At 67.0% G+C, this 24,478-nt stretch carries 24 protein-coding genes; 9 read left to right on the forward strand and 15 right to left on the reverse strand.

What is annotated here, in order from left to right:
* From HMPREF2924_RS04410 to HMPREF2924_RS04420, 3 genes are all read left to right on the forward strand, one after another.
* On the forward strand, nucleotides 1-326 hold a 326-nt coding region (locus HMPREF2924_RS04410; protein ID WP_070700380.1), incomplete at its 5' end, for an acyl-CoA thioesterase.
* 378 nt (nucleotides 327-704) lie between these two features.
* Entirely contained in the window at nucleotides 705-2,408 is a 1,704-nt protein-coding gene (gene ybaL / locus HMPREF2924_RS04415) for a YbaL family putative K(+) efflux transporter (RefSeq protein WP_003136470.1), read from the forward strand.
* 1 nt (nucleotide 2,409) lies between these two features.
* Nucleotides 2,410-2,994, forward strand: a complete 585-nt coding sequence (locus tag HMPREF2924_RS04420) for a YqaA family protein (RefSeq protein WP_003097034.1) — start codon at nucleotides 2,410-2,412, stop codon at nucleotides 2,992-2,994.
* Nucleotides 2,995-3,031: 37 nt separating this feature from the next.
* Here the strand turns inward: HMPREF2924_RS04420 and pdxY are convergent, their stop codons facing one another.
* The gene (gene pdxY, locus HMPREF2924_RS04425; RefSeq protein ID WP_003136468.1) at nucleotides 3,032-3,898 is read right to left on the reverse strand and encodes a pyridoxal kinase PdxY; all 867 of its coding nucleotides are present in this window, start codon (nucleotides 3,896-3,898) and stop codon (nucleotides 3,032-3,034) included.
* Nucleotides 3,899-3,930: 32 nt separating this feature from the next.
* On the opposite strand from pdxY, the gene HMPREF2924_RS04430 reads away from it, so the two are divergent.
* Entirely contained in the window at nucleotides 3,931-4,431 is a 501-nt protein-coding gene (locus HMPREF2924_RS04430; RefSeq protein ID WP_003121391.1) for a DUF3301 domain-containing protein, read from the forward strand.
* A gap of 12 nt (nucleotides 4,432-4,443) precedes the next feature.
* Here the strand turns inward: HMPREF2924_RS04430 and HMPREF2924_RS04435 are convergent, their stop codons facing one another.
* Both HMPREF2924_RS04435 and poxA read right to left on the reverse strand, forming a co-directional pair.
* The gene (locus tag HMPREF2924_RS04435) at nucleotides 4,444-5,232 is read right to left on the reverse strand and encodes an OXA-50 family oxacillin-hydrolyzing class D beta-lactamase OXA-488 (protein ID WP_003097028.1); all 789 of its coding nucleotides are present in this window, start codon (nucleotides 5,230-5,232) and stop codon (nucleotides 4,444-4,446) included.
* 71 nt (nucleotides 5,233-5,303) lie between these two features.
* A complete protein-coding gene (gene poxA / locus HMPREF2924_RS04440; RefSeq protein WP_003097022.1) occupies nucleotides 5,304-6,182 on the reverse strand; it encodes an alpha/beta hydrolase PoxA in 879 nt (292 codons plus the stop codon).
* Between the two features lie 81 nt (nucleotides 6,183-6,263).
* Between poxA and HMPREF2924_RS04445 the strand changes: the two genes are divergently transcribed.
* Entirely contained in the window at nucleotides 6,264-8,030 is a 1,767-nt protein-coding gene (locus HMPREF2924_RS04445; protein ID WP_003097020.1) for a sensor histidine kinase, read from the forward strand.
* Nucleotides 8,027-9,370: a sigma-54-dependent transcriptional regulator gene (locus tag HMPREF2924_RS04450; RefSeq protein ID WP_003136465.1), complete on the forward strand. Its 1,344-nt coding sequence runs from the start codon at nucleotides 8,027-8,029 to the stop codon at nucleotides 9,368-9,370. Before HMPREF2924_RS04445 ends, HMPREF2924_RS04450 begins: the two co-directional genes overlap by 4 nt.
* Nucleotides 9,371-9,388: 18 nt before the next feature.
* Here the strand turns inward: HMPREF2924_RS04450 and HMPREF2924_RS04455 are convergent, their stop codons facing one another.
* From HMPREF2924_RS04455 to zur, 12 genes are all read right to left on the reverse strand, one after another.
* Nucleotides 9,389-10,738: an APC family permease gene (locus HMPREF2924_RS04455; protein WP_003099715.1), complete on the reverse strand. Its 1,350-nt coding sequence runs from the start codon at nucleotides 10,736-10,738 to the stop codon at nucleotides 9,389-9,391.
* Nucleotides 10,739-10,839: 101 nt separating this feature from the next.
* Nucleotides 10,840-11,508, reverse strand: a complete 669-nt coding sequence (locus HMPREF2924_RS04460; protein WP_003136463.1) for an N-formylglutamate amidohydrolase — start codon at nucleotides 11,506-11,508, stop codon at nucleotides 10,840-10,842.
* A gap of 67 nt (nucleotides 11,509-11,575) precedes the next feature.
* Entirely contained in the window at nucleotides 11,576-12,907 is a 1,332-nt protein-coding gene (locus HMPREF2924_RS04465; RefSeq protein ID WP_003136461.1) for a glutamine synthetase family protein, read from the reverse strand.
* Complete coding sequence (locus HMPREF2924_RS04470) at nucleotides 12,904-13,557, reverse strand: cysteine hydrolase family protein (RefSeq protein WP_003109125.1); 654 nt, start codon at nucleotides 13,555-13,557, stop codon at nucleotides 12,904-12,906. The genes HMPREF2924_RS04465 and HMPREF2924_RS04470 overlap by 4 nt, the downstream gene beginning before the upstream one ends.
* Before the next feature lie 4 nt (nucleotides 13,558-13,561).
* Nucleotides 13,562-14,419: a transcriptional repressor QapR gene (gene qapR / locus HMPREF2924_RS04475; RefSeq protein ID WP_003097009.1), complete on the reverse strand. Its 858-nt coding sequence runs from the start codon at nucleotides 14,417-14,419 to the stop codon at nucleotides 13,562-13,564.
* Nucleotides 14,420-14,621: 202 nt separating this feature from the next.
* On the reverse strand, nucleotides 14,622-15,404 hold the full coding sequence (locus HMPREF2924_RS04480) for a MetQ/NlpA family ABC transporter substrate-binding protein (protein WP_003097007.1): 783 nt from the start codon (nucleotides 15,402-15,404) through the stop codon (nucleotides 14,622-14,624).
* Between the two features lie 76 nt (nucleotides 15,405-15,480).
* Nucleotides 15,481-16,158: a methionine ABC transporter permease gene (locus tag HMPREF2924_RS04485; RefSeq protein ID WP_003097004.1), complete on the reverse strand. Its 678-nt coding sequence runs from the start codon at nucleotides 16,156-16,158 to the stop codon at nucleotides 15,481-15,483.
* Entirely contained in the window at nucleotides 16,158-17,165 is a 1,008-nt protein-coding gene (locus tag HMPREF2924_RS04490; protein ID WP_003097002.1) for a methionine ABC transporter ATP-binding protein, read from the reverse strand. Before HMPREF2924_RS04490 ends, HMPREF2924_RS04485 begins: the two co-directional genes overlap by 1 nt.
* A gap of 206 nt (nucleotides 17,166-17,371) precedes the next feature.
* Nucleotides 17,372-18,160: a PA5502 family lipoprotein gene (locus tag HMPREF2924_RS04495; protein WP_003136459.1), complete on the reverse strand. Its 789-nt coding sequence runs from the start codon at nucleotides 18,158-18,160 to the stop codon at nucleotides 17,372-17,374.
* Nucleotides 18,161-18,201: 41 nt separating this feature from the next.
* Nucleotides 18,202-18,990: a zinc ABC transporter permease subunit ZnuB gene (gene znuB / locus HMPREF2924_RS04500; RefSeq protein WP_003096998.1), complete on the reverse strand. Its 789-nt coding sequence runs from the start codon at nucleotides 18,988-18,990 to the stop codon at nucleotides 18,202-18,204.
* On the reverse strand, nucleotides 18,983-19,792 hold the full coding sequence (gene znuC / locus HMPREF2924_RS04505) for a zinc ABC transporter ATP-binding protein ZnuC (protein ID WP_003099732.1): 810 nt from the start codon (nucleotides 19,790-19,792) through the stop codon (nucleotides 18,983-18,985). The genes znuB and znuC overlap by 8 nt, the downstream gene beginning before the upstream one ends.
* Nucleotides 19,792-20,295, reverse strand: coding sequence for a zinc uptake transcriptional repressor Zur (gene zur, locus HMPREF2924_RS04510; RefSeq protein ID WP_003096992.1), 504 nt, complete (start codon nucleotides 20,293-20,295; stop codon nucleotides 19,792-19,794). The genes znuC and zur overlap by 1 nt, the downstream gene beginning before the upstream one ends.
* Before the next feature lie 69 nt (nucleotides 20,296-20,364).
* Between zur and HMPREF2924_RS04515 the strand changes: the two genes are divergently transcribed.
* The 3 genes from HMPREF2924_RS04515 (at nucleotide 20,365) to HMPREF2924_RS04525 (ending at nucleotide 24,308) form a co-directional block, all read left to right on the forward strand.
* Nucleotides 20,365-21,288 carry a zinc ABC transporter substrate-binding protein gene (locus HMPREF2924_RS04515; protein ID WP_003136458.1) on the forward strand — a complete coding sequence of 308 codons (924 nt, stop codon included), beginning with the start codon at nucleotides 20,365-20,367 and terminating at the stop codon, nucleotides 21,286-21,288.
* Nucleotides 21,289-21,397: 109 nt separating this feature from the next.
* Complete coding sequence (locus HMPREF2924_RS04520) at nucleotides 21,398-23,602, forward strand: adenosylcobalamin-dependent ribonucleoside-diphosphate reductase (protein ID WP_003136457.1); 2,205 nt, start codon at nucleotides 21,398-21,400, stop codon at nucleotides 23,600-23,602.
* A gap of 16 nt (nucleotides 23,603-23,618) precedes the next feature.
* Complete coding sequence (locus HMPREF2924_RS04525) at nucleotides 23,619-24,308, forward strand: TSCPD domain-containing protein (RefSeq protein ID WP_003096987.1); 690 nt, start codon at nucleotides 23,619-23,621, stop codon at nucleotides 24,306-24,308.
* Nucleotides 24,309-24,478: the final 170 nt, after the last annotated feature.

Here is a 24,478-nt window from a genome sequence, read left to right on the forward strand (position 1 = left end):
TGTCGGTGGATCAGGTGATCTTCCGCGAGCCGGTGCATGTCGGCGAACTGGTGACCTTCCTCGCTTCGGTCAACTACACCGGGCGGACTTCCATGGAAATCGGCGTCAAGGTCATCACCGAAAACATCCGCGAGCAGTCCGTGCGTCATACCAACAGCTGTTTCTTCACCATGGTCGCCCTGGATGACGAGCGCAAGCCGGTGGCCGTCCGCCCGCTGGAGCTGGAAACCGCCGAGCAGAAGCGCCGCTTCGCCCAGGCCCAGCAACGCCGCCAGCTGCGCGCGGAGCTGGAGGCCCGCTACCAGGCGATTCGCGAAGACGGTTGAGGAAGGCTGCCGGTGTCCGGTCGAGCCCGCTTCGGACCTGATGCCGTTTCGCGAATTTTCGCAGCTTTTCATAAGAAAACGCAGAAGTTTGCCTCTGCTGGCGTCCATTCCTGACATTTCTTGATAAGAAACCGGCGTGCCTGTTAAAACTCCAGAAACGTCAACGGGTTAACCTGTCGGTATCGCGCCGGGTTTCTCCAGGAACCATAGCCGCCGTCGGGTCGCTCGAATGCCATGGGCCGGTCGCTCTGCCCGGCTCCGTTGGCGGAAAGCCTTTCCGCCTTGCCGTCACGGGCGCGGGTCCGTGATCCATTTCGAACGTCGTCGTCCGCCGGCCAGGCCGCGGAGGACGCGTTCCCCGTGTTGCCGGGAGTCCTGATGCACCATACGCCGTTACTCACCACACTCGCCGCGGGGTTCGTCCTCGCCTTCCTCTTCGGGGCCCTGGCCAATCGCCTGCGCATTTCGCCGCTGGTCGGCTACTTGCTCGCGGGCGTCCTGGCCGGGCCGTTCACTCCCGGTTATGTCGCCGACCAGGCGCTGTCGCAGGAAATCGCCGAACTCGGCGTGATCCTGCTGATGTTCGGCGTCGGCCTGCACTTCTCGCTCAAGGACCTGCTCTCGGTGAAGGCCATCGCCATTCCCGGGGCGCTGGTGCAGATCGGCGTCGCCACGCTGCTTGGCATCGGCCTGGCCAAGCTGCTCGGCTGGAGCTTCGGCGGCGGCCTGGTATTCGGCCTGAGCCTGTCGGTGGCCAGTACCGTGGTGCTGTTGCGCGCCCTGGAGCAGCGCCAGTTGCTGGACACCAAGCGTGGCAGGATCGCCATCGGCTGGCTGATCGTCGAGGACCTGGCGATGGTCCTGACCCTGGTACTCCTGCCGGCGCTCGCCGGCACCCTCGGCGGCAAGACCGACGGCGGCGAAGCCAGTCTGCTCTGGCCGCTGCTGATTACCCTGGGCAAGGTCGCCGCCTTCGTCGCCCTGATGATCTTCGGCGGTCGCCGGGTGGTGCCCTGGGTGCTGGAGAGGATCGCCGCCAGCGGTTCGCGGGAACTCTTCACCCTGGCCGTGCTGGCCATCGCCCTGGGCATCGCCTATGGCTCGGCGGTGCTGTTCGGGGTGTCCTTCGCGCTAGGCGCCTTCTTCGCCGGGATGATCCTCAACGAGTCCGAACTCAGCCACGAGGCGGCGGAGAACTCGTTGCCGCTGCGCGACGCTTTCGCGGTGTTGTTCTTCGTCTCGGTGGGGATGCTGTTCAATCCGATGATCCTGTTGCAGGAGCCGCTGACGGTCCTGGCCACCTTCCTGGTCATCGTCTTCGGCAAGTCGGTGGCCGCCTACCTGATCGTCCGCGCCTTCGGCCATCCGAACAGCACCGCACTGGTGATCGCCGCCAGCCTGGCGCAGATCGGCGAGTTTTCCTTCATTCTCATCGGCCTGGGCATCGGCCTCGAACTGGTGCCGGAGCAGAGCCGCGACCTGGTGCTGGCCGGGGCGATCCTGTCGATCCTGGTCAATCCGCTGCTGTTCATCGCCATCGATCGCCTGCAGCAACGCAAGGAGCAGCGCCTGGCGGAGGCCGCTGGCGGGGTCCGCGAGATGCCGGCGCAGGACCTGCCGCCGCCGATCCTGGAGCGCGAGCATGCGGTGCTGATCGGTCATGGCCGGGTTGGCGGGTTGGTCAGCGCTCGCCTGCGCGCCGCCGGGACGCCCTTCGTGGTAGTGGTGGACAAGCGCGACAAGGCCGACGAACTGCGCGAACAGGGCTACAGCGTGGTCCTCGGCAATGCCGCCAGTCCCGGCGTGCTGGAACTGGCCAACATCGCCGAGGCGCGCTGGTTGCTGATCGCCATTCCCAACGGCTTCGAGGCCGGGCAGATCGCCAGCCACGCCCGCGCGGTGAACCCGCCGCTGGACATCGTCGCCCGGGCGCATTTCGACGCCGAGGTGGACTACCTGGAGCAGAACGGCGCCAACCTGGTGATCATGGGCGAGCGCGAGATCGCCTGCGGCATGGTCCATCGCCTGGGACTCGACCGTGACGAGCGCGGCGCCGACGCACCGCTGCCGCAGTCGGCCTGACATGTTGCGCCGTCTCTACGACTGGACCCTGCGCCTGGCCGGCCATCCCCGCGCGGAGCTGGCCCTGGGCGGGGTGACCTTCGCCGAAAGCTCGTTCTTCCCGATTCCGCCGGACGCCTTGCTGGTGCCGATGGTCCTGGCCAACCGGGCCAAGGCCTGGCGCTACGCGACGATCTGCGCGATCAGCTCGGTGCTGGGCGGCATCGCCGGCTATTTCATCGGCTTGCTGCTGTTCGAGAGCGTGGCCATGCCGATCCTGGCGTTCTACGGCTTGCTGGAGAACTTCGAACAGGTCGCCGAACGCTACAACGAACTGGGCTGGCTGATGGTGCTGCTGGGCGGCGGCTTCACGCCGCTGCCGTACAAGGTGATCACCATTACCAGCGGAGTGACCCAGCTCGACCTCTGGCTGTTCGTCGGCCTCAGCCTTGTCGCCCGCAGCCTGCGCTTCGCCGCTACCTGCGCTTTGCTGTTCTGGGCTGGCCCACGCCTGAAGACCCTGATCGAGCGGCGCCTGGGCATGGCTTTCGTGCTGATGGCGGTGATGGTGGTCGGTGGGTTGATGCTGGGGAAATACGTTCTTTGAGCTGCCTGTGGATGATTTTCACCCACTGGGATGGAGACTAAAGGCGCACTGCGTCGAAACGAACCCTTGGGTGTGCGATCCGATCCTGCGCCCGCACCAGCTCTAGCTCGTAGCTGCCGCAGGCCTGGGTTTCCAGCAGCACTTCATGGACCGCGGCGCCGGCGAATTCGAAGGCGTTACGCAGGTCGTCGCCGAGCAGCAGGCGAGAGAGGAACAGCCCCGAGGCCAGGTCGCCGACCCCGACCGGTTGCCGCGGGAAGGCCAGCAGCGGGCGTTGCAGGTGCCAGACCTGGTCGGCGGCCACCAGTAGCATCTCGAAGGTGTCGCCGGCCTTGCCCGGATAGTTCAGGTGCTTTACCAGGATTGCCCTGGGACCGCGTGCCAGCAGGCTCCGTGCCATTTCCACGCAGTCGGCGAGGGAGTCCGGCTGGCGGTCGCAGAAGCTGTCCAGCTCCAACTGGTTGGGACACAGGTAGTCGGCGACCGCGGCGGCTTCTTCCAGCAGGAAGTCGCTGACCTCCGGGGCCACGATGCAGCCTTTTTCCGGGTGGCCCATGACCGGGTCGCAGAGGTACAACGCCCGAGGGTTGGCCTGTTTGATCCGTGCCACCACATCGAGAATGGCGCGGCCCTGGGCGGCGCTGCCGAGATAGCCGGACAGCACTGCGTCGCAGTTGCCCAGTTCGCCGATGCCGGCAATACCGTCCACCAGCGCCGGAATCTGCTCCGGCGGCAGCACCTGCCCGGTCCATTGACCGTACTGGGTGTGGTTGGAGAATTGCACCGTGTTCAACGGCCAGACGTTGATTCCGATGCGCTGCATCGGGAACACCGCCGCGGCATTGCCGGCGTGGCCGAAGACCACATGGGACTGGATGGCGAGCAGGTGGGGCGTACGTGGCATGAGACGACTTCCTACAGCTGAGTCGGCGCAGTATGGGGGCTAATTCACATGGCGAAAACACCCCCCACTCGCTGCCTGCCGGGAGAACGGGTAAGCTGGCCGTCCCCCTACACCGGATTCCGCTCGTGACCCTGGGTAACCTTTTCGTCATGCTCCTGTTGGGCGCCGCCGCAGCCTGGTGGTGGCGCGCCCATGGCGTGCGCGAGCGGGCGTTACTGCTGGCCAAACAGCATTGCGCCAAGCAGGGCGTGGAACTGCTCGACGAGAATGTCGCGCGCCGGCGCCTGCGCCTGGCCCGTGACCACCGTGGTCAGTGGCGGCTGAGCCGCGAGTTCGGTTTCGAGTTCACCGTCAGCGGCGAGGAACGCTACGCCGGGCGTATCGTCATGTATGGCTATCACCTCGGCGCCATCGAATTGGCCCCGCATCGCTTCGAGGCGGCCGCCGAGGTCGACAACCCGCCGGTGCATAGCGCCGAGGTGATTCGCCTCGACGAGTGGCGGCAGTCCCGGCAGAAAAAGGTCGGCGACTGAGGCGGCAGAGCGTCAGGGCAGTATCCCGAGAGCCTTGAGACTGGCCTTGCCCAGTTCGACGCGCTTGCCGATGTCGGCCTCGCCGCCGGGCATGTCGATGTTCAGGGCGAAGCCGTAGAGCCGCTCGTTGCGCTTCACCCAGCCCACCCACCAGCCGAGTTCCGGCGTGCAGTCGAAGCACCAGCCGGTCTTGCCGTGCAGCTCCCAGCCCGGGCCGCTTTCCAGCAGGGTCATGGCGCGCACGGTGGACTGCACCGGGGCGGGGAATGGCAATTCTCCCTGCGCCAGTCGGAGCAGAAAGCGGGTCTGCTCCATCGCGCTGATCTTCAGCGGTCCCACCAACCAGAAGTTATCCACAACCTGGCCGATTTCCGCGTTGCCGTAACCCAGGCGCGAGACATTGGCGCGCATCCGCTCCAGGCCGATGCGCCGCGCCAGTTCCTGGTAGACCGGTACGTTCGATGCCTTGATCGCGTCGCGCAGGCTCATGTCGTGCTCCCAGGCCTTGAAGCGCTGGGGTTTGCCGCCATAGGGAAGAACCTCGTCGGCGGATCTAACCGCCCCTGTGGATAAGCCGATCAGGCTGTTCGCCACCTTGTAGGTGGAAGCGGGAACGAAGCGGGTTTCCGCGCGCTCCCGGTCATGGCCGACATAGCGCTGCCGCTGCACATCGTAAAGGACGAAGGTGCCTTTCACACCGGCCGCTCCGAATAGCTTGTCCACGGCCCGGCTGTCGTTCCATTCGCTGGCCTGGGCATGCCCGGAGAGCAGGAGAAGGGCGCTGAAGAGGAGAGGGCGCATGGCTCGGTCCTGTGGGGGTCATCCTCCCTGGGACCGATGGATGAGCGCCGGATTCCCTACGGAAGGAGCGTTCATGGATTGGGCAGGAGAAAGTCGCGTACGCGTTCGGCGGCAGCGGCCGGGTCTTCCTGCATGAAGCAGTGGCCGCCGACCACCGCGTGGGCGCTGACCTGGGGGTTGAGCGAGCACCAGCGCGCCACCGACTTGGCGACGAAAGGGTAGGTGCGGTCACCGTAGAGCACGCGGGTCGGCGTGGTGATCTTGCCCAGCGACGGCCACAGCCGCCTGGGGAAGGAGCTGAAGATCTCCGCTTCGCGGCTTGGCCGGCACTTCAGCTCGACTCCGCCGTCGCTCTCCTTCAGCGCATATTCCACGTAGGCCCACAGCGCCTCGTCGGTCCAGCCCTTGAAGATACCGCGGCCGCGCAAGCCGGCGTAGGCGGCTGCGCGATCCGGCCACTGGCTGCGGCGCAGGCGCGCCTTCTTCGCCAGGCTGCCGCGCAATTGCAGGCCGAGGGTCTCGGAAAGCGCCATCACGCCGATCATCGCCGGGGTGAACAGTACCGGGTCGAGCAGCACGGCGCGGGCGAACAGGGTGGGATGGCGGGCCAGGACGAGGCTGCTGAGGACGCCGCCGAAGCTGTGCCCGCAGGCCAGTCGCTGGACATCGCCATAGGGACCGCGCCCGGCCTCGAAGGCCTCCACCGCCATCTCGGCGTTGCGGTTCCAGCCGTGGAAGCGGCCGCCGTGGTCGCTTTCGCCGTGGCCCTGGATGTCGCACAGCCAGAGGTCGAAATCCTCCGCCAACAGACGCAGCATCGGTTCGTAGGTGCGGCCGCAGAAGCCGTTGCCATGGAGGAAATGCAGCAACGGCTTGCCGCTCGGTTCGCTGCGCCAGCCGCGCAGGGTGAAACCGGCCGAGCAGGAATGGGACCAGGGGGATAGCGACATGGGCGGACTCCTCGTACGGCGCGCAGTGTAACCGGGCGCCGTGCTATCGTCGCCGCTTCCCGCCGCCGTTTCGATCCGCCGATGTCCTTGTCCCGTCCGCTGCGCCTGTTCCTGCTGTTGCTGCCGCTGCTCGGCGGCCTGCTGCTGTCCATGGACTGGGCGGGTCGCCAGGCGCGGCAGCAGGCGCTACGCGCCGAGGGCGAACAGGTGCGCAAGCAGCTGGACCTCTACGCCGGCTCGCTGCAGACCCTGATCGAACGCTTCCGCAGCCTGCCGGCGGTGCTGGCGCTGGATCCGGACCTGCGCGCGGCGCTGGCCGGGCCGATCGACGGCGAGTTGCAGCAGCGCCTCAACCTCAAGCTGGAAAGCATCAACCTGGCCGCCCGCTCCTCCACCCTGGAGCTGCTCGACCGTACCGGGCTGGCCGTGGCGGCGAGCAACTGGAACCTGCCGACCAGCTACGTGGGCCACAACTACGGTTTCCGTCCCTATTTCCGCCAGACCATCGCCCAAGGCTCCGGACGTTTCTATGCGGTCGGGGTGATCAGCGGGATTCCCGGTTATTTCCTGTCCCACGCGGTGCGCGCCGAGGACGGCAGCTTCCTGGGCGCAATCGTGGTCAAGCTGGAGTTTCCCGATCTGGAACGGCAGTGGAACCAGACCCCCGACCTGGTCCTGGCCAGCGACGCCAAGGGCATCGTGTTCCTCGCCAACCACGCCGGTTGGCGCTACCGCGAACTGGAACCGCTGGATACCGTGGACCGCTTCGAACTGGCGGAGACCCGGCAATACGATCGCCAGCCCCTGACACCCCTGCGCCACCAGACCTTGCGCAGCTACGGCGAAGACAGCCGTCTGGCGCGGGTGGAAAGCGCCGACGGCGAGAAGGACTACCTCTGGCAATCGCTGGACCTGCCCAACGACGGCTGGACCCTCCACTTACTGCGCGACACCGCGAGCATCCAGGACGACGTCGCCACCGCGCGCCTGGCCGCCGCCGGCACCTGGCTGGCGCTGGTCTTCCTCGGCTTGTTCCTGCACCAGCGCTGGCGTATCGCCCGCCTGCGGCAACGTAGCCGGGAGGAGCTGGAGCGCCTGGTCGAGCAGCGCACCGCCGACCTGCGTACCGCGCAGGACGGCCTGGTGCAGGCGGCCAAGTTGGCCGCCCTGGGGCAGATGTCGGCGGCCCTGGCCCATGAGATCAACCAGCCGCTCACCGCCCAGCGCATGCAACTGGCCAGCCTGCGCCTGCTGCTCGACGCCGGACGCCACGACGAGGCGCGCCAGGCGTTGCCGCGCATCGACCAGATGCTCGAACGCATGGCCGCGCTCACCGGCCACCTGAAGACCTTCGCGCGCAAGAGCGCCGGCGGCCTGCGCGAGCGTATCGAGTTGGGCCACGTGGTCGAACAGGCGCAGCAGTTGTTGCTACCGCGAATCCGCGCCGAACGGGTGGAGATCGAGCAGGCGCTGCTCTGGCCGGCCTGGGTGATGGGCGACGCGATCCGCCTGGAACAGGTGCTGGTCAACCTGCTGCGCAACGCCCTGGATGCCGTTGCCGGCCAGGAGCGGCCGTGGATCCGCCTGGCCCTGCAACGGCTTGGCGGCGACTGGGTGCTGAGCGTCGCCGACAACGGCGGCGGGATTCCCGCCGAGCACCTGGGCAGCGTCTTCGATCCGTTCTTCACCACCAAGCCGGTGGGAGAGGGACTCGGCCTCGGCCTGGCGGTATCCTATGGGATCGTCCACGAACTCGGCGGCCGCCTGCAGGTCGCCAATGCCGAGGCGGGAGCGGTGTTCAGCCTGATCCTGCCGGCGGCCCCCGATGACACGAGCGTAACGACATGAGCGACCAGGTGATCTTCGTCGACGACGAAGCGACGATCCGCGAAGCGGTGCAGCAATGGCTGGAGCTGTCCGGCTTCGAGGTGCGCCTGTGCCTGCGCGCCGAGGAGTGCCTGGGAGCATTGGACAAGTCCTTCGCCGGGGTGGTCATCAGCGATGTGCGCATGCCTGGCATGGACGGCCTGCAACTGCTCGCCAACCTGCAGGCGGTCGATCGCGACCTGCCGGTGATCATGGTCACCGGGCACGGCGACGTGCCGATGGCGGTGGAGGCCATGCGCCAGGGTGCCTACGACTTCATCGAGAAACCCTTCACGCCCGAGCGCCTGCTCGGCAGTTTGCGGCGCGCGCTGGAAAAGCGCCGCCTGGTGCTGGAGAACCGGCGCCTGAAGGAGCAGGCCAGTCTCAAGGACCAGGTCGATGCGCGTCTGCTCGGCGTGTCCAAGCCGATGGAAGCGTTGCGCCGGCAGGTTCTGGCCCTGGCGCAGACCCCGGTGAACGTCCTGATCCGTGGCGAGACCGGCAGCGGCAAGGAACTGGTTGCCCGCTGCCTGCACGACTTCGGGCCGCGCGCCGACAAGCCGTTCGTGGCGCTGAACTGCGCGGCGATTCCCGAGCAACTGTTCGAGAGCGAGCTGTTCGGTCATGAGAGCGGTGCCTTCACCGGCGCGCAGGGCAAGCGCATCGGCAAGCTCGAGCATGCCCATGGCGGTACCTTGTTCCTCGACGAGATCGAAAGCATGCCGTTGGCGCAGCAGGTCAAGCTGCTGCGCGTCCTGCAGGAGCAGCAACTGGAGCGGCTCGGCTCGAACCAGAGCATCCACGTCGACCTGCGGGTGATTGCCGCGACCAAGCCCGACCTGCTGGCCGAAGCACGTGCCGGACGCTTCCGCGAGGACCTGGTGTATCGCCTGAACGTCGCTGAGCTGCGCCTGCCGCCGATCCGCGAGCGTCGCGAGGACATCCCGCTGCTCTTCGAACATTTCGCCAGCGTTGCCAGCCAGCGCCTCGGCCGCGAGCCGCAGCCCGCCGCGCCGGCGGAACTGGCGCGGCTGATGGCCCACGACTGGCCGGGCAATGTACGCGAGCTGGCCAACGCCGCCGAGCGTCATGTCCTCGGCCTGGAGCGCGGGGACGCGGAGGAAGGCGGCGGCCTCACCTCGGGGCTGGCGGAACGCATGGAAGCCTTCGAGGCGGAGTGCCTGCGCCAGGCGCTCGGCCAGTGCCGCGGGGACATCAAGGCGGTGATGGAGTTGCTGCAACTGCCGCGCCGGACACTCAACGAAAAGATGCTGCGGCATGGCCTCAGCCGCAGCGATTTCGTCGGCGAAGAGCCGGCCTGAAGCAGCCCTCGCGAGGCGTCAGAGATCCTTGGCCAACTCCGTTGGCGCCTGGCGCCCGCCGCGTTGCAGCAACGCCAGGTAGACCAGCCCCACCGCGATCCAGGCCAGTCCGAGCAACTGTGCGTCGAGGCTCATGCTGTACAGCACGTAGGCGATGATCGCCAGGCCCACCAGCGGGAACAGTAGATGCCGCAACCACTGGCCGGAGCGCTGGCGGCGGTAGTAGTGGTTGATCACGCTCAGGTGCAGCAGGCAGAAGCCGGTGAGGGCACCGAAGTTCACCAGTGAGGTGAGCACGTCCGGTGCGTCGAGGAAGGCCCAGCCGATTCCCAGCGACAGCACCGCCACCAGGTACAGGCTGACGTGCGGCGTCTGGTAGCGCGGATGGACCCTGGCCAGCGCGCGCGGCAGCCTGCCGTCGCGGGCCATCGAGTAGAGCAGGCGCGAGACCGCTGCCTGCGAGGTGATCGACACGGTGACACCCCAGGCCAGCGCGGTGGCTACCGCTGTCAGCATCGACAGCCACTGGCCACCGGCCGCTTCGGCGATCTCGTAGAAGGCGGTGTCCGCCGACTTGAAGTTCATCCCGGCGGCGAGGTCGGTGGCCAGCCAGGTCTGCGCGATGAAGATGCCGCCCATGATGAACAGCGCGATCAGCGCGGCGCGGCCGATCTGTCGCGCGGGATCGCCCTTGACCTCCTCGGCGAGGGTGGAGATGGCGTCGAAGCCGAGGAACGACAGTACGGCGATCGAGGCGGCCTTCATCACCAGGCCGAGATCGAAGGCCTCCGGGCGATACAGCGGCTCGAGGGTCAGCCGGCCGTTGCCCAGGCCGCCTTCCAGCGCCTGGTAGCCGACCACCAGGAAGATCGCCAGGACCACCAGCTCTCCGATCAGGAACAACAGGTTGGCGCGGGCGGCGAAGGTGATGCCGCGCAGGTTGACCAGGGTCGCCGAGACCAGGAACAGCAGCATCCAGGCCAGCTTGGGGATCGCCGGGAACAAGTGGTTCAGCGCCAGCGCGCTGAACACGTAGAGCAGCGGCGGGATCAGCAGGTAGTCGAGCAGCAGCACCCAGCCGGCGATGAAGCCGACATGGGGGTGGATGCCGCGCTGGGCGTAGGAATACACCGAGCCGGCAATCGGAAAGGCCTTGGCCATGGCTCCGTAGCTGAGGGCGGTGAAGAGCATCGCCAGCATGCCCACCAGGTAGGCCATCGGCACCATGCCGTGGGCGTCGGCATGGACCCAGCCGTAGACCCCGAACGGGGCGATGGGGATCATGAAGATCATCCCGTAGATGATCAGGTCGCTCAGGGACAGGCTGCGGCGCAGCTGTTGCCGGTATCCGAACTGTTCGATGGCCATGACGGGCTCCTCGGGAAAAGGCAGCGTATTGTCGTTATCGGCGCAGCACGCGAAGCGGGCCTCTTTCTCGTTATTGGCGACCGGCGGCGCCGGTCATCGCATCAGAGCCAGGGATACAGACGCTCGGCCCAGGCGCTCACCGCATCCGGCGTGCGCAATCCATCGTTGCGGATCTCCAGCAGCACCGCTTCCAGACCGCGTGCGTCGCCATGCACCGGAACGGTAGTGTCTTCCGCCGGGTCGATCGCATAGGGCTGGTTGCCGGCGACTTCCAGGCCGTGCCGGCGCAAACCGTCGAGGATGCGCCCGGCGTAGGCGCCGGCGTTGCGATAAAGCACCCCGGCAACCAGCGGGCGGGGTCTGCCGTGGTACACCGGGGTAAAACTGTGCACGCCGACCACGCGGGTCGGCACGCCGGCGGCCTGGCGCTCGTCGAGCAGTTGCGTCAGGCGCTGGTGGAACGGATGGAACAGGCAATCCTGGCGATAGCGGCGCACCGTCTCGGACAGCTCGCGGTTGCCGGGAACCGGGTAGATCTCGCTGTGCGGCGGAATGCTGTCGGGTGCCTCCAGCGGTCGGTTCAGGTCGATCAGCAGGCGCGAGTAGCCGGCCGCCAGCAATGGCGCGTCGAGCCGCCGGGAAAGCTCTTCGGCCAGCGCCAGGGCGCCGATATCCCAGGCGATGTGTTCTTCCGCCGCGGCCTGGTCCAGGCCGAGGCGCTGCAACTCCAGCGGGATGTGCCGGCTGGCGTGCTCGCAGACCAGGACCACCGGGCTGCGCCCTTCGGGGTTGAGCAGGCGGTAGGGTGGCAGCTGGTAGATGCCGAGTTCGGGGTTGTCAGTAAAGCTCGGCATAGTGGCGGCACAGGTCGTCGTCGGAAAGGCCCGCCGTCAGTGCCAGTTCGTGGCGCTTCATGGCGAGGTAAGTGTCCAGCAGCGGCTTTGGCAGCTCGGCGCAGAGCGTCTCGTCGCGCTGCAGGCAGTCGAGCGCATCGCCGAGGGTCGCCGGCAGGGTCTGGATGCCGCGGGCCTGGCGCTCTTCGTCGCTGAGGCCGTGCGGATCGACATCGGCCAGGGCGCGCAGCGGCAGGCGTCGTTCGATGCCCAGGCGGCCGGCGATCAGCACCGCGGCCATCGCCAGGTGCGGACAGGCGGTGGCGTCCATCGGCCGGAATTCCAGGTTGTACTGCTTGCCCAGCGGCTTGCCGCCGACGCTCACCACCGGACAGATGCGCAGCGCCGCTTCGCGGTTGCGCAGTCCCAGGCAGGCGTAGGCGGCGCTCCAGTGGTGGGGTTTCAGGCGCAGGTAGGAGGCGGCGGTAGGCGCGGTCAGCGCGCACAGCGCCGGCAGGTGCGCGAGCACGCCGGCGGCCCAGTGCTCGCCGAGTTCGGAGAGATCGTTGGGTCGACCGGGCTCGTACAGCAGCGGGCTGCCGTCGGCATGTTGCAGGCTCAGGTGCAGGTGCACCCCGTTGGTCACCGCGCCGGGTGCCGGCAGCGGTGCGAAGCAGGTACGCAGGCCCATCTGCCGCGCCACTTCGCGAGTGACCTCGCGGACGTTCACCGCGCGGTCGGCGGCGGCCACGCCCTGCGCCGGGCGGCAGGTGACCTCGTACTGGCGCTGGCCGTATTCGGGGAGGAACATCTCCGGCTCGGTGCCGGCCTGGGCCAGGGCGCTGACCAGCCAGCCGGGGAACTGCCCGGCGGCACGCTGGGCCTGCAGCGAAAACGCCGCGGCCGGACGCTCGCCGGGCAGGCCGAGCAGGCTGAATTCGTGTTCGAACGCCGCGATGACCTGCAGGCCGCTGTCGCGATAGCGCTCCACCTCGGCCAGCAGCAGGCCGCGCGGGCAGGCCGGCCACGGCGTGCCGTCGGTTTCCACCAGGTTGCCGTGCAGGTAGTCGAGCGCCGGCGCAGCGGCGTCGGGACCCTGCTCGACGCGCACCCGGCTGTTCGGGTCGGGCAGCAGGCGCAGGTCGCCGTGGCTGCCCCAGGGGCTGCTCTCGTCGATCAGGTCCTGCGGGGTCAGCGAACTGTTCGCCGGTACCCAGCCGCAACCGCTGGCCAGTTGCTCTTCCAGGGTCGCCAGGGGCAGCGAGCGCCCGCGGGTGATGCCGGCCAGGTCGGTGGTGACGAAGCTGACCAGGCGTACCGGCTGCAGGCGGTTCACAGGTTGCTCCGGCCGAGGGCGGCGATGCGTTGCAGGACGGTCTCGGTGTCGCTGATCCAGCAGTAGCCCTTGATCGCTTCCAGGCAGGCCTGGTGGCGTTCCGGGGTATGGGTGGCACAGGCATCCTCGACCAGGGTGACCAGGTAGCCGCGGTCGGCGGCATCGCGCACGGCCATGTCCACGCACTGGTCGGTGACCACCCCGCAGACGATCAGGTGGCGGGTGCCGAGGTTGCGCAGTACGTAGTCGATGGCGGTGGAGTTGAAAACGCCGGAAGAGGTCTTCGGCAGCACGATCTCGTTGGCGGTCGGCTCCAGGGCGTCGATCACCCTGGCGTCCGGGCTGCCCTTGGGCAGGTGCATCTCCGACAGCTTGTGATCCAGCGAGCGGTCGCGGCCATCGGCGGTGAGGCTCTCGATGATGGTGTGCAGGACGTTCTCGTCCACTGCGCGCATGGCCCCGAGCAGGCGCTGCTGGTTGGGGATCACCTGGTTCTGCACGCGCTCGTAGAAGTAGCCGGCCGCCTGCGGATCGACGTGCGGGTCGCGCCCCGGCTCGACCCAGGCGCGCTGCATGTCGACGAACAGGATGGCGGTCTGCCGGCGGCCGAACGGCAGGTCGCGCGGCGAGTGGTGGGGCAGGCTGAACATCGGGTCATTCCTCCAGAAGATGACTGCTGAACGCGTTGCGGAGCTGGTCGATGCCCTCCAGGCGTTCGTCGAGCGGCGCGCCCATGCGCGCCACCAGGGTCGCTACCAGTGCCTCGACCTGGGCCATGGCCGGCACCAGCGAGTCGAAGGGCGAGGCGGATTCCACCGGCGAACTGACGATCAGGTCGGCGTGTTCGCGCAGCGGCGAGGCGTAGATGTCGGTGAACAGCACCAGCCGCGTGCCGCGTGCCTTGGCGGCCTGGGCCACGTGCTGGGCCTGGCTCTGGTAGCGGCGATAGTCGAACAGGACCAGCAGGTCCTGGCGGCCGAGGTCGTAGAGCTGGTCGGGGAGCAGGGCGCCGTCGTCGAGTAATCGGCATTGCGGGCGCAGCAGGCGCAGATGGGTGACCAGGTAGCCGGCGAGGAAACGGCTGAAGCGTCCGCCGTGGCAGTGCACGCGCAGGCGGCTGTCGAGCAGCCAGTCGGCGAGGCGCTGGATGTCATCGGGGCGGGTCAGGCCGAGGGTCTGTTGCAGGCTCTGGCCAGCCTGGTCGAGGTAGCGCGCCCAGGTGTCGTCGCGGCCCATCCGCTCGCGGCGTTCGGCGAGCAGGGTGCGCGGCGAGCGCAGGCGGTCGTCGACGTCGGCCAGCAGCGCTTCCTGGAAGTCGCCGTAGCCGGCGAAGCCGAGCTTTTTCACCAGGCGCATGATCGTCGGGTCGCTGACTCCGGCGTGCCGGGCCAGGCGCGTCATCGGGCCGAGGCCGAGGCGCGGGTAGTCATCGAGCAGGGCACGCACCACCTTGCGCTCCGCGGGAGTCAGTTCGGCGGGCGGGGAGGCCAGGCGTTGTTTTAGTTCTTGCATGGGGCATCCTCGAAGGTGGGTCGATTGTGTAGTGAATTTTTCAGATTGTTCAATATGTGACGGAATGTTTTTTTCACTACATTCCCCGAAAACGACCGAATGACCGCTGTCGTGGCACGGCAGGCAGACGTGCGGCCGGGCCGGAAACGAAAAAGCCCGGTCGAAGACCGGGCTTTTTCCAGGGGCGGTTACGCAGCGTGGCTCAGAACGCCGGCACCACCGCGCCTTTGTATTTCTCCTGGATGAACTGCTTGACCTCGGCGCTGTGCAGGGCCTTGGCCAGCTTCTGCATGGCGTCGCTGTCCTTGTTGTCCGGCCGCGCGACCAGGATGTTCACGTAGGGCGAGTCGCTGCCTTCGATGGCCAGCGCATCCTTGGTCGGGTTCAGCTTGGCTTCCAGGGCGTAGTTGGTATTGATCAGCGCCATGTCGACCTGGGTCAGCACGCGCGGCAGGGTCGCGGCTTCCAGTTCGCGGATCTTGATGTTCTTCGGATTGTCGACGATGTCCTTCGGCGTGGCGGTGATGCTCTTGTTGTCCTTGAGCTTGATCACCCCAGCCTTGTCCAGCAGGAGCAGGGCGCGGCCGCCGTTGGTGGCGTCGTTGGGGATCACCACGGTAGCGCCGGAAGGCAGTTCGTCGAGCTTCTTGTACTTGCTCGAGTAGGCGCCCAGCGGCTCGATGTGTACGCCGGTCACGGCGACCAGGTCGGTGCCCTTGGCCTTGTTGAACTCATCGAGGTACGGCTGGTGCTGGAAGAAGTTGGCGTCCAGGCGCTTTTCCGAGACCTGCACGTTCGGCTGCACGTAGTCGGTGAACTCCTTGATCTTCAGGTCCACGCCTTCCTTGGCCAGCAGCGGCTTGACCACGTTGAGGATCTCCGCGTGCGGCACCGGGGTGGCCGCGACGGTGAGGGACTCGGCGGCCTGGGCGGCGGTGAGGCCGAGCGCCGCGACAGCGGAGAAAGCAGCAAGCAGTTTTTTCATCTTCAACTCCTTTCGAGGTGTTCCTGGCGGCTGTGGATAACCGCGGCGCTCAGGGTTTTGGGCTTGGCCGGCAAGCTTACTTGCGCGAGAAGTGCACCACCAGCTTGTCGCCCACGGTTTGCAGAATCTGGACGAGGATCAGCAGCATCACCACGGTGACCACCATCACGTCGGTCTGGAAGCGCTGATAGCCGAAGCGGATCGCCAGGTCGCCCAGCCCGCCGGCGCCGACCACTCCGGCCATCGCGGTGTACGAGACCAGGGTGATGGCGGTGACGGTGATGGCGGCGATGATGCCCGGTCGGGCTTCCGGCAGCAGGGCGTTCCAGATGATCTGCCGGGTGCTGGCGCCCATCGCCTGGGTTGCCTCGATGATGCCCTTGTCGACCTCGCGCAGCGCGGTTTCCACCAGGCGCGCGAAGAACGGCGTGGCGCCCACCACCAGCGGCGGGATGGCCCCGGCGACGCCCAGCGAGGTACCGGTTATCAGTACGGTCAGCGGGATCATCACGATCAGCAGGATGATGAACGGCAACGAACGGAGGATGTTCACCACTAGCGAGAGCAGGGTGTAGACCGCCTTCTGCTCGAACATCTGCCGTGGCCCGGTAAGGAACAGCAGGACGCCGAGGGGCAGGCCGAGGACCACCGTGAATAGCAGCGAACCGCCGAGCATCCAGAAGGTGTCGACGCTGGCCAGCCAGATTTCGTACCAGTCGATGTTGGCGAAGCTCATGGTTTCGAAGAAGTCCATCAGCGCAGTACCTCCACATGTACGTCAGCGGCGTTCAACTGGCTCATGGCGGCTTCCAGGTCACCGCCGACCAGGGCCAGGGTCAGCTGGCCGTAGGGCGTGTCCTTGATGCGGTCGATGCGTCCGGAAAGGATGCTGTAGTCGACCCCGGTCTGCCGCGCCACGGTGCCCAGCAGCGGCGCATAGGTGGCTTCGCCGCGGAAGGTCAGGCGCAGGATGAGACCCGGCACGTGGGCGAAATCGTCGTGGCGCTCGTCCTCGTCGACCCGTTCGGCCTCGAACACGAAGCGGCGGGTGGTCGGGTGCTGCGGATGGAGGAAGACATCGGCGACATCGCCCTGCTCGACGATGGCGCCGCCGTCCATGACCGCGACCTGGTCGCAGACACGACGGATCACGTCCATCTCGTGGGTGATGAGGACGATGGTCAGCTTCAGCTCGCGATTGATTTCCGCCAGCAGTTGCAGGACCGAGGCGGTGGTCTGCGGATCGAGGGCGCTGGTGGCCTCGTCGCAGAGCAGGATGCTCGGCCGGCAGGCCAGGGCGCGAGCGATGCCGACGCGCTGTTTCTGTCCGCCGGAGAGCTGGGCCGGATACTTGCGCGCGTGGTCGGACAGGCCGACCCGCGCGAGCAGCTCGGAGACCCGCGCATCGACTTCGGCACGGCTGAAGCCGCCGGCCAGGCGCAGGGGCATGGCGATGTTGTCGGCGACGGTCTTCGAGGACAGCAGGTTGAAGTGCTGGAAGATCATCCCGACGCGCTGGCGGAAACGGCGCAGGCCTTCGGCGTCGAGGGCGGTGACGTCTTCGCCCTCGACCAGGATGCGGCCGCCGCTGGGCTCCTCGAGGCGGTTGATCAGGCGCAGCAGGGTGCTCTTGCCGGCACCGGAATGGCCGATCAGGCCGAAAATCTGCCCGGCCTGGATGTTCAGGCGGGTCGGTTGCAAGGCGGGGATTTCCCGACCGGCAACTCGATAGGTCTTGTGGACGTCGTGGAATTCGATCACTGGGCGAACCTTGTGGGTGCGGCGATGCTGTTACGGCTGGAGCACGGGCTTGGCGGGAAGCATGGGCGGTCAGCTAAACCGAGCATTTTACCTTGCTTTCTTATGCATTATTAATATTTATTGGTGATGAAAAAACATTGAAATGGAATAAGCGTCTGGCTCGCTCCCGACAAGCGCTTTCTGCTGCGGCCGGGGCTGGACCGGCCTCAATTCCGGGGGGTAAGTATCAATCGGGTCGGCTTGTCGGCCTGTACGACATGGCTGAGATGCAGGTCGAAATCGGGTGAGAGCTTCTTCACCCGCGCCAGGAGCTGGTCGGAAACCAGCGGATAGTCGCTGTCCCGGCGCACTTCGATATGCACCCTGCAACGGTAGGCGACGACATCCGCGGCCACCGCGTCGAGCACCGCACCGAGGCCGCCCTGGCCGGTGCCGTCGAGCATCGGCAGGGGCACGGCGCTGCTGGCCGCTTGCGGATCGATCAGGTGGGGAGCGCCGGGCAGCGGCTTCAGTTGGCCGTCGGGCGGCGTCTGGATGATCTGCTGCATCTGCTGCTGGGCCGCCTGCTGCATGCGTCGGGCCTGCTCGGCACGGGCGGGATCGACCTTGGCGCGGTTGATCGCACCGTCCAGCCCGGCGGTCAGCGCCGGCGCCTTGGGCATCAGTCCGCGGGCATGGCCGAGGGCACTGGTGGCGGTGTTGAGGTCTCCTTGGCGCAGCGCGGTTTCCCCGCGCTGCATGTAGGCCTCGGCCAACTGGCGGCGGAATGCTTCGACGCGCTCGTCGCCGGCGGCGGCGCTGCGCAGGGCCAGCCATTGTTGCTCGGCCTGTTCGAGCTTGCCGGCGGCCAGGGTTTCCTGCAGTTCGGCATAGGGATCGGCGGGCTGCGCCTGGGGCGCGACCACCGGCGTCGGTTGCGACGACGCATTGCCCTGGCAGGCGCTGACCAGCAGCGCCGCCGCCAGGATGGACAGCAGGCGAAAGAAGGACGACATCATTCCTGCGGGTTCTCGTTTGGTCAAAAAATCGCCAGATTCTACACCGTGCGGCGGGGCAGGACAAAACTCAGCAGGAACAGGCCGGCGGCGCTGACCACGATCGAGGGGCCGGCGGGGGTATCCTTGAACCAGGACAGGGCCAGGCCGGCGCACACCGCGACCAGTCCCAGCAGGCTGGCACCGACCGCCATCTGCTCGGGACTGCGGGCATGGCGCTGGGCGGCGGCGGCGGGAATGATCAGCAGCGAGGTGATCAGCAGTACGCCGACGATCTTCATCGCCACGGCGATGACGATGGCGATCAGCAACATCAGCGCCAGGCGGATCGCTCCGACCGGCAGGCCTTCCACCTTCGCCAGTTCCTCGTGCACGGTGATCGCCAGCAGCGGCCGCCAGAGGAAGCAGATCAGTGCCAGGACCAGCGCGCTGCCGGCGATTATCCACAGCAGGTCGCTGGCGCTCACCGCCAGCAGATCGCCGAACAGGTAAGCCATCAGGTCGACCCGCACTTCCTTCATGAAGCTCAGGGTGACCAGGCCCAGCGACAGGGTGCTGTGGGCGAGGATGCCCAGCAGGGTGTCGGCGGCCAGCGGCTGGCGCTGCTGCAGGGTCACCAGCAGCACTGCGAGCAGCACGCAGCCGACGGTCACTGCCAGGGTCGGGCTGACATCGAGGAGGAAACCCAGGGCTACCCCGAGCAGTGCGGCGTGGGACAGGGTATCGCCGAAATAGGCCATCCGTCGCCAGACCACGAAGGAGCCCAGGGGGCCGGCCACCAGGGCCAGGGCGAGGCCGGCGAGGAGGGCGTTGAGCAGGAAGTCAGCCATGGTTGCAGTCGGGGCCGTGCTTGTGGACAGGAGTGAAGCGGGTGCCTGGAGGCAAGGCGCCGGGTCCGGCCTTGACCACCTCGCCGTGGAGGTCGTGGGCGTGATCGTGGTGGTGGTGGTAGATCGCCAGGCTGCGAGCGTCCTGGCCGAACAGCTCGACGAAGGCCGGGTCGCCGCTGACCTGCTCGGGGTGCCCGGAGCAGCAGACATGGCGGTTCAGGCAGACCACCTGGTCGGTGGCGCTCATCACCAGGTGCAGGTCGTGGGAGACCATCAGCACACCGCAGCCGTAGCGGTCGCGCAGTTTGCCGATGAGGCGGTAGAGTTCGGCCTGGCCGGCAACGTCGACGCCCTGCACCGGCTCGTCGAGCACCAGTAGCTCGGGCTTGCGCAGCAGAGCGCGGGCCAGCAGCACGCGTTGCAGTTCGCCACCGGAAATGCTTTGCAGCGGGCGCTCCAGCACGTGCGCCGCGCCGACCTCGCGCAACGCCGCCAGCGCCTGCTCGCGCCTGACCCCGGGTACCAGGCGGAGGAAGCGCAGTACGCTGAGCGGCAGGGTGGCGTCGACGTGGAGTTTCTGCGGCATGTAGCCGATGGTCAGCCGCGGCCGTCGCCAGACCTCGCCGACGTGCGGCTTGAGCAGGCCGAGCACGCTGCGTACCAGGGTGGTCTTGCCGGCGCCGTTGGGGCCGATCAGGGTGACGATCTGGCCGGGCTCGATGGCCAGGTCGACATCGCTCAGCACCGCCTGGCCGTTGAAGGACACGCCGACCTGGGTCAGCCGCACCAGCGCGTTGTCCATCAGGCGTCCTTCTGGTCCCGGCAGGTGCCGCAGAGGCCGACCACCTCGACGGTCTGGCTTTCAACGGCGAAGCCGACGCTGTTCGCTCCGGCGACGATGGCCCGGCTGATATCCGGCTGTTCCAGCTCGATCGCGGTGTGGCAGGTGCGGCAGATGAGGAACTGGCCCTGGTGGCTGTGCTCCGGGTTGTTGCAGCCGACGAATGCGTTGAGCGAGGCGATGCGGTGCACCAGGCCGTTCTCCTGGAGGAAGTCCAGCGCGCGGTAGACGGTCGGCGGCGCGGCGCGGCGGCCGTCGGTTTCGCTGAGCACCGCGAGGATATCGTAGGCCCCCAGCGGCTTGTGGCTCTGCCAGACCAGTTCCAGCACGCGCCGCCGCAGTTCGGTCAGGCGCACGCCCTGGCGCGCGCACAGCGCATCGGCCTCGGCCAGCGCGGTGCTGACGCACTGGCTGTGGTCATGGGGCTGGCAGGCCAGCGGGGTCTTGGGCGCAATCTTGTACATGGGCTGCGACGCTCGAGGGTAGAGACGTTATTATATTACCCGCTAACCACCTTTCATGTGAGTGCCGCCGTGACCCTGCGTCCCTTTGCCCTGCTGTCCGCCTGCTTCGCCCTGTTCCTGCTGGCTTCGCCGGCGCGCGCCGAGGTCAGCGTGCTGACCAGCATCAAACCGCTGCAACTGGTCGCCGCGGCCATCCAGGACGGCGTCGGCCAGCCGGACGTACTGCTGCCGCCGGGCGCCTCGCCACACCAGTACGCCCTGCGTCCTTCCGACGTACGGCGGCTGCGCGAGGTGCAATTGTTCTACTGGATCGGCCCGGACCTGGAGAACTTCCTGCCCAAGGTGCTCGCCGGCCGCCAGGGCACCAGCGTCGCGGTGCAGGACCTGCCGGGCATGCACCTGCGCAAGTTCGTCAATTTCGAGGAAGAGGAGCATGCCGGGCACGACGAGCACGACCATGACCATCGTCCCGGCATGCTCGACGCCCACCTCTGGCTGTTGCCGGCCAACGCCCGCACCATCGCCGCGCGGATGGCCGAGGACCTGGCCCAGGTCGACCCGGCCAACGCCGGGCGCTACCGGGCCAACCTGAAGGCCTTCGAGGAGCGCCTCGGCGGGCTCGACGGGAAACTCCGCAAACGCCTGGGCAAGCTTGCCGGCAAGCCTTTCTTCGTCTTCCACGAAGCCTTCGACTATTTCGAGGAAGCCTACGGGTTGCGCCATACCGGCGTGTTCGCGGTATCCGCGGAGGTCCAGCCGGGAGCACGCCATGTCGCCGCCATGCGCGCCCAGCTGAAGGCCGCCGGTCCGGCCTGCATCTTCAGCGAGCCGCCGCTTCGACCGCGGCTGGCCGACACCCTCAGCGAAGGCCTGCCGGTGCGCCTGGCCGAACTGGACGACCTGGGCGTGAACGTGAGCGTGGACGCCAACGGCTATGAGAATCTTCTGAACAACCTGGCAGGCGAATTTGCCGGCTGTCTGGAAAAGCTCTGAAAACCCGTGACTGATGGCCGCGCCCTCTTGCGCGCGGCGTCCCGATGACTAAGGTTGTCTGTTGCTGCCTGACACAAGATATTGATTCCCGTCAGGTACGGATAACTAGATGTTGCGTACGGTGGCCGGCTTCGGACGCCCCAACAACCATCGGGAGGTTAATCAGCGGATGGCCAAGACAGACGCACGCAGTCCCCGCACCGAACGCGGGACCATCGCCCTGCAGGACGCGTCGCAGGATATCTGGGACAAGAAGTACCGGCTCAAGAGCAAGGACGGTACGCCGGTGGATGCCAGCGTCGACGGTACCTGGCAACGCGTCGCCCGCGCCCTTGCCGATGTCGAGGACAAGGCCTCCCGCGAACACTGGTACGGGCGCTTCCTCTGGGCCCTGCGCAACGGCGCCATCCCGGCCGGCCGGATCATTTCCAATGCCGGCGCCCTGGGGCACAAGCCGGCCACCTCGACCATCAACTGCACGGTGTCCGGGACCATCCAGGACTCCATGGACCACATCCTCGAGAAAGTCCACGAGGCCGGGCTGACGCTCAAGGCCGGCTGCGGCATCGGCTATGAGTTCAGCACCCTGCGCCCGCGCGGCGCCTACGTTTCCGGTGCCGGTGCCTACACCAGCGGGCCGCTGTCGTTCATGGACATCTACGACAAGATGTGCTTCACCGTCAGCTCCGCCGGCGGCCGCCGCGGCGCGCAGATGGGCACCTTCGATGTCAGCCACCCGGACGTCCGCGAATTCATCCGCGCCAAGCGCGAGGACGGGCGCTTGCGCCAGTTCAACCTGAGCCTGCTGATCACCGACCAGTTCATGCAGGCGGTGGAACAGGACGCCGACTGGCCGCTGGTATTCCCGGTGCACGTGAAGGAGCGCGACGAGATCGACCTCGACGACCCCAACGCGGTGGTCTGGCGCGAATGGCCGATCCAGGACGACTACGTCCAGCGCGCCGACGGGCTGGTCGCCTGCAAGGTCTACGGCCAGGTCCGCGCCCGTCACCTGTGGGACATGATCATGGTCTCCACCTACGACTATGCGGAGCCGGGCTTCATCCTCATCGACCGGGTCAACGAACTGAACAACAACTGGTGGTGCGAGGCGATCCGCGCCACCAACCCCTGCGGCGAGCAACCGCTGCCGCCGTATGGCTCGTGCCTGCTCGGCTCGGTGAATCTCACCTGCTTCGTCGAGCAGCCATTTGGCGACGAGGCGCGCTTCGACTGGGACCGTTTCCGCGAAGTGGTGCGGGTGTTTACCCGGATGCTCGACAACGTGGTGGAAATCAACGGCCTGCCGCTGGAACAGCAACGCCAGGAAATCCTTGGCAAGCGCCGGCATGGCATGGGCTTCCTCGGCCTGGGCTCGACCCTGACCTTGCTCAAGCTGCGCTACGGCAGTCCCGAGGCCTGCGTATTCACCGAGGAAGTGGCGCGGGAAATGGCCCTGGTGGGCTGGGAAGTGGCCCTGGAGCTGGCCAGGGAGAAGGGCCCGGCGCCGATCCTGGCGCAGGACTACGAAGTCACCGCGGAAATGCTTCGCAAGCGTCCGGAAATGGCCGCCGATGGCTATAAGGCCGGCGACCGCATCCGCGGCAGCGTGCTTCACGCCAAGTATTCCCGCTACATGCAGCGAGTCGCCGAACATGCTCCGGAACTGATCGAGGCGTTGGCTGAAACCGGCGCGCGCTTCACCCACCACAGCTCCATCGCGCCGACCGGGACCATCAGCCTGAGCCTGGCGAACAACGCCTCCAACGGCATCGAGCCGAGCTTCGCCCACCATTATTCGCGCAACCTTATCCGCGAAGGCCGCAAGACCAAGGAAAAGGTAGAGGTCTACAGCTACGAGCTGCTGGCCTACCGGACCCTGGTCAACGCCCAGGCCCTGCCGGACAGCGACGACCCGGCGCGACGCCTGCCGGACTACTTCATCACCGCCGACAGCGTCACCCCGGCGCAACACGTGGACATCCAGGCGGCGGCGCAGAAGTGGGTCGATTCGTCGATCTCCAAGACCGCCAACGTGCCCACCGACTACCCGTTCGAGGACTTCAAGGACATCTATCGCTACGCCTGGCACCAGGGACTCAAGGGCTGCACCACCTTCCGCTTCAATCCCGAGGCGTTCCAGGGCGTGCTGGTCAAGGAGTCCGACCTGGAGAAGACCCGCTACCGCTTCGAACTGGAGGACGGCAGCGTGGTGGAGTTCAAGGGCAACGAGCAGGTCGAGTACGACGGTGAGATCCATACCGCCGCCAACCTCTTCGACGCCTTGAAAGAAGGCTATTACGGCAAGTACTGAGGCCGGGGGAATCGATATGTCAGCAGTCAAGATCACGCAGAAGATCAAGGGCTTCAAGGTCGTCAACGAAGCCGAGGAGCAGGCCCTTGCCGCCGCCGCGGAAGCCGCGTCGGTGGTGCAGATGGACGAGACCCTGGAGCGCCCGGATACCCTGATCGGCGCCACCTACAAGATCAAGTCGCCGCTGTTCGAGCACGCGCTCTACGTGACCATCAACGACATGGTCCTCAATGCGGGCACGGCGCACGAGCAGCGGCGTCCCTTCGAGATCTTCATCAACTCGAAGAACATGGATCATTTCCAGTGGATCGTCGCACTTACCCGCATCATGTCCGCGGTTTTCCGCAAGGGCGGCGACTGCACCTTCCTTGTCGAGGAACTCAAGGCGGTATTCGACCCGCGCGGGGGCTACCTGAAGAAAGGCGGCATCTACATGCCCTCCATCGTCGCCGAGATCGGCGGCGTGCTGGAGCGCCACCTGACGGCCATCGGTCTGTTGCGTGGCCCTGAACTGGACGAGGAACAGCGTCTTTTCCTCGCGGAAAAACGCGCCGCCTACGAGGCCGCCCAGGGCACCAGCAAGGTCGAGCCGGGCGAAGGCTTCCCCGCCGGCGCGCAACTGTGCGGCAAGTGCAACAGCATGGCGGTGGTACAGATGGACGGCTGCGCCACCTGCCTCAACTGCGGACACTCGAAATGTGGGTGAGCCCGTTCAAAACGCATGCGTTTTGAAGAGCGAACGACCGGCCAGGATGGCCGGGCCGGGGGTGGGCTGAACGACGAGGCCTCGACAGGATGTCAGCTCGACCTTACCCAAGACGCCGAACCGCATGCGTTTTTCAATGCGAACGACCGGCCAGGATGGCCGGGCCGGGG

It is taken from the genome of Pseudomonas sp. HMSC063H08, assembly GCF_001813645.1.
Classification (GTDB): Bacteria; Pseudomonadota; Gammaproteobacteria; order Pseudomonadales; family Pseudomonadaceae; genus Pseudomonas; species Pseudomonas aeruginosa.